6 protein-coding genes and 1 tRNA gene are annotated in these 6,576 nt (G+C 55.5%); 1 reads left to right on the top strand and 6 read right to left on the bottom strand.

Annotation, left to right across the window (positions count from 1 at the left end; all coding sequences use genetic code 11):
* The 6 genes from VMW13_10020 to VMW13_09995 all read right to left on the bottom strand — a co-directional run.
* A partial coding sequence (locus VMW13_10020; GenBank protein ID HUV45151.1) for an FAD-dependent oxidoreductase occupies positions 1 to 1,821 on the bottom strand: 1,821 nt, incomplete at its 3' end.
* A 221-nt stretch (positions 1,822 to 2,042) separates the two neighbouring features.
* Positions 2,043 to 2,591, bottom strand: a complete 549-nt coding sequence (locus tag VMW13_10015; protein HUV45150.1) for a nitroreductase family protein — start codon at positions 2,589 to 2,591, stop codon at positions 2,043 to 2,045.
* 59 nt (positions 2,592 to 2,650) lie between these two features.
* Complete coding sequence (locus VMW13_10010) at positions 2,651 to 3,298, bottom strand: protein-L-isoaspartate(D-aspartate) O-methyltransferase (protein ID HUV45149.1); 648 nt, start codon at positions 3,296 to 3,298, stop codon at positions 2,651 to 2,653.
* A 22-nt stretch (positions 3,299 to 3,320) separates the two neighbouring features.
* Positions 3,321 to 3,599, bottom strand: a complete 279-nt coding sequence (locus tag VMW13_10005; protein HUV45148.1) for a hypothetical protein — start codon at positions 3,597 to 3,599, stop codon at positions 3,321 to 3,323.
* Positions 3,600 to 3,620: 21 nt separating this feature from the next.
* On the bottom strand, positions 3,621 to 4,529 hold the full coding sequence (gene xerD, locus VMW13_10000) for a site-specific tyrosine recombinase XerD (protein HUV45147.1): 909 nt from the start codon (positions 4,527 to 4,529) through the stop codon (positions 3,621 to 3,623).
* Positions 4,530 to 4,686: 157 nt separating this feature from the next.
* Entirely contained in the window at positions 4,687 to 6,240 is a 1,554-nt protein-coding gene (locus tag VMW13_09995; GenBank protein ID HUV45146.1) for a DUF4070 domain-containing protein, read from the bottom strand.
* Between the two features lie 259 nt (positions 6,241 to 6,499).
* Between VMW13_09995 and VMW13_09990 the strand changes: the two genes are divergently transcribed.
* Positions 6,500 to 6,574 (top strand) — tRNA-Met (locus VMW13_09990).
* The last annotated feature ends 2 nt before the right edge of the window (positions 6,575 to 6,576 follow it).

Genomic DNA, 6,576 nt, shown 5'->3' with positions numbered 1-6,576 from the left:
CGGCAGTAACTTCTCAGCCCCATTCCGGTCGCACACCTTGACGCCATCGGTGGCAATGTCGACAACATCGCAGTTGGAAAGTACACGCGGATTGGTTACCCGCATGGTTTCCGGCCCTTCTCTGGCAAAACTCATATCGGTCAACTTCCTCAAGAGCCAGAACCGTCTTGGCCCGGAGACGTCGCTGCCCAGTGAACCCTCCCCGGACTTACCTGTCAGGACGACGTCTTTACCCTGCTCGGCCAGCGATATGGCCAGTTCCGCGCCGAAGAAGCCCCAGACAACCACCTTCTGGCCAACCGCTTTGGGTTCACGGCAGGCGTCACGGTACGTCATCACACCCGGCTTCCCCCGGGTTATCTCGGGTAGTGTTGCCGTTGAGCCGGTGGCAGCTATGATGACATCAGGTGCAAGTTCCGCTACATCTATTGCGGTGGCTTCCTTGCATACCCGCACATCGACACCCAGTCTCCGCATTTGGTGAGTCAGGTAGGTCACCAGGTTTCCGAACTCACTCAGGAGAGGATTAAGGGCGAGGGTTGCCACCATCCCTCCGAGCTGGCCGTCCTTTTCCATCAGAGTTACTGTGTGACCCCGCAGTGCCGCCACCCGGGCGGCTTCCATGCCCGCTACGCCTCCTCCGAGTACCAGTACTCTCTTAATCTCTTTCGCCGGTGTGAGCGGGATGGGTTCATCCTGGATGTCATAGTTAATAGTGCAGGGCCGACCGCAACCACCGATACAGCCGATGCACTTCCGTATGTCCTCTGTCCTCCCCTCAAAGTACTTCATCGGGGTTTCCGGGTCACACGTCAACTGCCTGGCCATGAATATCATGTCGGCCTTTTCTTCTTGAAGAAACTTCTCGGCCATGTCCAGGTCAAAGATATTGCCGACGCCAATTACCGGGCGCTTTGTGACTCGTTTCACCGCCTCCGCGTGGTGGATGAAACATCCCCTGGGGTAGTATAGAGGAATGGTAATCCCCTGGGGAGAGTGCATTATCGACCCCTGGGAAACGTCAAAGCAATCTACCCCGGCCTCTTCCAGGGCAGGTATGATTATACTGACAGTATCGTCAAGCGTAATACCCCACTCGCCCAATAGTTCATCCGCATCGACTCGCACCAGTATCGGATAGTCAGGGCCAACTACCTCCCTGATTCTGCGTATTGTCTCGATGGGAAAGCGAAGTCGGTTCTCCCAGCTACCGCCGTGCTCGTCCTCTCGGCGGTTGTACATTGGTGAGACCCAGGATGCATAAAGATTCGCACCGCCATGGGCAAGGTGTAACTCAAAGCAGTCCACTCCGGCGGCCTTCATGCGCCGGGCAACTGCCACGGTATCGTTGATGTGTTTCTCGATTCCCTCTTTGGTGACTACGTGGACAGGCACTTCGGCTCCGCGCAACGACTGAGCGCTTACCTTGGGGTGCGTTTCATCCGGATAGGGTGGTGGTGAGGCGGCCTGACCTGACTGCGGTCCGAGTGCCACAGTCTGGACCCCGAGGCTGGCACCATAGGAATGAATCACGTCAGCCAGCCTGGTCCAGCCCGGTATGTACTTGTCATCGGTGACACCAACCCATTTGGTCATACCGGCAGCAGCCCGCTGCTGCAGCATTTCATCAGTAGGCGGTGTGACAACGACAGCACCGGTCATTATAAGTCCGGCTCCACCCCTGGCCCTCTCCTCAAACCACCGGATTGTCAGGTCACTTATGTAACCGCCTTCTCCTCCGGGCATATTGACCATGGGTGCTAGGCCAATCCGGTTCTTGACCCGCATTCCCTTTATTTCGATAGGTTTCCAGATTCTCATGGACATACTCCTTCAATGAATTGCAGCCTTACCTGCAACCACCGGGTACCCACCGGAGCAGATTCCGCTGCCTTCAGCGATGACACGGTCCGACTGATGCTCAAGCCTGTTACGCTGCTGCCTGAGTGAGCCCTTGAGACTGGCCACATCAGGTTGGCCCGGCACTACCAACGAGTGTTGTGTACACCTGGTAAGCTCAACGGCAGACTATGACTGTCTGCCTAGCCCCCGAATTTATCGTAGAAAACGATTTCGGAGAGTTCCTTTCTGGGTGGAGTTTTGGCTTCATGGTCCGGATAACCGAGAGGCGTCATCTCAACCACGCAGTAGCCGTCCGGGACACTAATTGCCCCGGCTGCCTTGCCGGCATCGAATGCACCGATATGCACTGTCCCCAGCCCGAGAGCGTGGGCAGCAAGTACCAGGTTCTGCATCGCCAGCCCAACATCGAACATGAACCAGTCGCCCTTGTCAGTGGTGGCCTCGCCCCGGTAGCAGCCTGACTTCGCCAGTTCGGCGCAAGCGACGACTACCAGAGGCGCGCTCCGGACAGCCTCCGTAGCCGGGTTGTTTGCGCTCAGTGTGTCGGCAAGTCTGGCCTTGATATCGTTATCCCGCACGACAACGAAGCGCGAGCACTGGGTGTTGGCCCAGGATGGCGCCCAGCGGGCTGCTTCGAGAATAGTCTCCAGAGTATTATCGTCCACCGGAGTGTCCTTGTACCGGCGAATACTCCTCCTTGTCTTGATAGCATCCAGTACTTCCATCATTATTCCTCCTTCAAGTTCTTCCAAAGCATAATAAGTGCGTTAGCACAGAACGTCCTGTGCTAGGATTCCGGCTCCTCCGGCCAGGCACCTTTGCCGATAAGGGATACGAATCGGCAGGCCCCGAGATTCTCGACCACATTCCGGTTTTTGCGCCTGGTAATCTTGCATAGCTCCTGGATGTAGCGGGAGCCCACCGGTATTACCATCCGCCCGCCGACTGCTAGTTGCTCCAGCAACTCGCCAGGGACAGAGGGGGCAGCCGCAGTGGTCATTATCGCGTCGTACGGCGCTCCATCCTTCCAGCCGAGGGTCTCCTCGGTAAGGTGCAGTTCAATATTTTTGTACCCCAGTTTAGCCAGTGCCTTTCCAGCGGTTTCGAACAGGGCCGGCAGACGTTCGGTTGTCACCACCAACCGGCAGAGCTCGGCGAGAATCGCCGACTGGTAACCGCTGCCCGTACCGACTTCGAGCACTTTTTCGCTGCCGGTAAGCTCCAGCCCTTGTGTCATCAGGGCCACGATATAGGGCTGCGATATTGTCTGGTCCAGGGCTATCGGTAGTGGACGGTCTTCGTAGGCCAGGAGTGTACTCTCAGGTGGGACAAAGCGCTCCCTGGGCACGTGTGCCATTGCTGCCAGTACACGCTTGTCTTTGATTTCCCTGGCGAGGTGCTCGACCAACCGTGCCCTCGCCTTTTCAAAGTCCATAGTGGGTCTCACCGGGATAGAGCTAGGTAAGAACCGCATAAAGTACGAAGAGTGTGCCAAGCATTATGGCAGCCAGGATGCCAATGGTCCGGAGCTCGGCAGTAATGTAGGAATGCTGTATCGGTGAAGGTGATGCCGTGGGCCGTGGTGTTCCTACCACCGGAGAGGTTACATACTGCTGAGAAACCTGCCCAGGGGATGCAACGGCTGCCGATACCTGGGTAGCTACGTGTCGCTGTCGACTCTTAGCCTTTTTGCTCTGGGGTTGTCTGCCTCGCTTGCTTCTCGACTTGCCGGGCATCTGATGGCTTCCTCCTGTAGGCTACTTGGCCCTGGGGTGGGATTTCTCGTAGGACCGCCGGACATGTTCCGTAGTAAGATGGGTGTATACCTGGGTGGTGGAGATATTGGCATGCCCCAGCAACTCCTGGACGGCCCTGAGGTCCGCGCCGCCGCTAAGCATGTGAGTGGCGAAACTGTGTCTCAACGTGTGCGGTGTAACCTCACCTTCCAGACCGGCTGCCTTGGCGTATTGCTTCAGTATTTGCCAGAAACCCTGCCTGGTAAGTCGCTCGCCGCGGTGGTTCAGGAACAGGGCACGTTCATCATCACGTCTTAGCATGTGAGGACGGGCTTCACGAACATATTCCTCTACTGCCGAAGCCGCCCTCTCATGTATCGGGATGATGCGCTCTTTGTGTCCTTTACCAAAGCAACGGACGTCGCCACTGCCGGTATTGACATCTTCCAGATTCAGAGAAACCAGTTCACTAACTCTCATGCCACTTGCATAAAGCAGTTGCAGCATTGCCGAGTCCCTTCTTGCTTCCGGCTTAGACTGCCTGGCCGGTTGTTCCAGCAGGGCGCGCACCTGGCTAACCGAGATTGGCCTGGGCAAAGACCTCCCCACGTTGAAGGACTCCATGTTCCGTGTCGGGTCTTCTTTTATGGTGCCCTCGGCTACCAGGAACTTGAAGAAAGACCTTGCCGCGGCAACCTTCCGGGCGCGAGTGGTTTCGGCATACTGCCGCTCCTGTAGAGAAAGGAGGTGTGCCAGCATCCCCTGCCGGCCAAAGTTCGTCCAGGATGGCACCAGGCCCTGTTTACTGGTCTCCTCCTCGATAAACCGTGCCAACTGGTAAAGGTCGTTCCTGTAGGCGGCTACCGTGTTGTCGGAAAAGCCTCTTTCTGTGGTGAGGTACGTCAGGAACCTGTCTATCTCTTCTCTCACCTAACTCCTCTACATAGACCCATCAGGTCTGCGACAATACGGCTCATTCTAGCACAACTTTTGACATAACGCAAAAGGAAAATCATCCTCTGGATTTGGTGAATATAACACACCAGAACTATGTCATGGCTGTAAGTCCTGTAGAAAGCTCTGGGGCCTAGGTCCTGTCGCCGTTGACCAGGTTCGGCGCAGCCTCAAGGTTACCCTGCACATCCAGAGAGGGTATTTTTTCCAGTTTCTTCATGACCCTGCGGAAGTGTATCCCGTACACAGACAAGAGCATTGACATTGGAAAGAGACGCGGGCGTTTGAGCAGGGTGGAGATGAAGAAACTCCAGAAGTACCTCCTCCCCTTCTCCATGACGCCCAGGACCCAGACTAACTTGATGAATGCCCAGACATAGTATAAGCGGATATTGGTGGCTCTTTTCACCTGGTAGGGTTTGTATTCCTTGAGGAATGTCCTTATTCGTTCGTAATACTGCTTGGGTGAGTAGATGGTGCTCATGATATGCTTGTAGCCGTCAATCAGGGTCTCGTAGGGCATCTTGGGTATGAAGTTGATGGAGCAATCGGTATTGTCACCGGTGCTGTCTTTCAACAGGCGGTTCTCCTTGTAGAGCCGCTGGTACAGTCTCGTACCGCGTGGGGCGTTGAGCAGGCCGACCATGGCAGTGACGATGCCGCTGTTCTGGATGAAGTTTATCTGGCTGCGGAAGATGGATAGCGGGTCGCTGTCAAAGCCGACGATAAAGCCCCCCTGCACCTCCATCCCGAAGGACTGTATCTTTTTAACGGAAGCTACCAGGTCACGGTTCGCATTGGTGTACTTATTGCATTCCGCCAGGCTCTCTTCATTGGGCGTTTCAATACCAACGAATACCCGGTTGAACCCCGCTTCGACCATTAGCTGCATAAGCTGGTCGTCATCGGCCAGGTTTATCGAGGCTTCAGTGAACAGTGGGAAGGGGTACTTCCGCGCTTTGGACCATTCGATTATTGCCGGGAGGACTTCTGTCTTGAGCTTCTTCTTGTTCCCTATGAAGTTGTCATCGACGATGAAAAGACTGCTGCGACATCCCTGGCTATACAGGGCCTCCATCTCTGCCAGTATCTGTTCCTTGCTCTTGGTCCGCGGTTTGTGGCCGTTAAGTATTACAATATTGCAGAACTCGCAGTCGAACGGGCAGCCCCGCGAGTACTGGATATTCATCGACGAGTACTTGTCCATGTTAATGAGTGACCACATCGGGATGGGCGTCAAGCTCAGGTCAGGCCTCTCCGTTGACGTGTAGATGTGCTGTGGGCATCCCTTTTCCAGGTCGTCAAGGAACGGTGGCAGGGTAATTTCGGCCTCATCGAGTACCAGGTGGTCAACCTCATCAAACTCTTCGTATTCGCTGGTGAACAGCGGGCCGCCGGCGACAATCCTGGTGCCGAGTACCCTGCATCTGGCGATGGTCTCCCTGGCGGAGTCCTTCTGAACAACCATAGCACTTAAAAACACGTAGTCAGCCCAGCCGATATCGCTGTCCTTGAGTGAGGTGACGTTCATGTCTACCAGCTTCTTTTCCCATTCCGCCGGCAGCATTGCAGCCACTGTCAACAGCCCCAGGGGCGGGTGGGCCGCTTTCCTGGCCGCGAATTTCAGAGCGTGCTTGAAGCTCCAGAAGGTATCCGGATACTGCGGGTATACAAAAAGTATCTTCAAATTATTCTCCTTAAGGGACACTCTCTCCCTGAGGTGGGGTTTCGGTGTCGATACAGTTATTCCTTGTTGTGTGCGGTTTTTAAGTTCCGCACCCACCAGAGTATAATACGTTTTGGGGATAAATGTCCATACCATTCTTCGCGCCATTGCGGTGAAGCAGGTGTCGGTCAGTCGGGATGACGCACTCAGTGCTCCCGGGTGCTGGGACGAGTACACGGCCTTGACACTCTATCTGGCAGGGGTTATACTTTGAGTACATCGCGGGGTGGAGCAGTGGAAGCTCGTCGGGCTCATAACCCGAAGGTCGTTGGTTCGAATCCAACCCCCGCTACCAAT

It is taken from the genome of Dehalococcoidales bacterium (assembly GCA_035529395.1).
GTDB lineage: Bacteria > Chloroflexota > Dehalococcoidia > Dehalococcoidales > Fen-1064 > DUES01.
The sequence above is the reverse complement of the archived record's forward strand: the minus strand, read 5'-3'. Positions and strand labels throughout refer to the sequence as shown.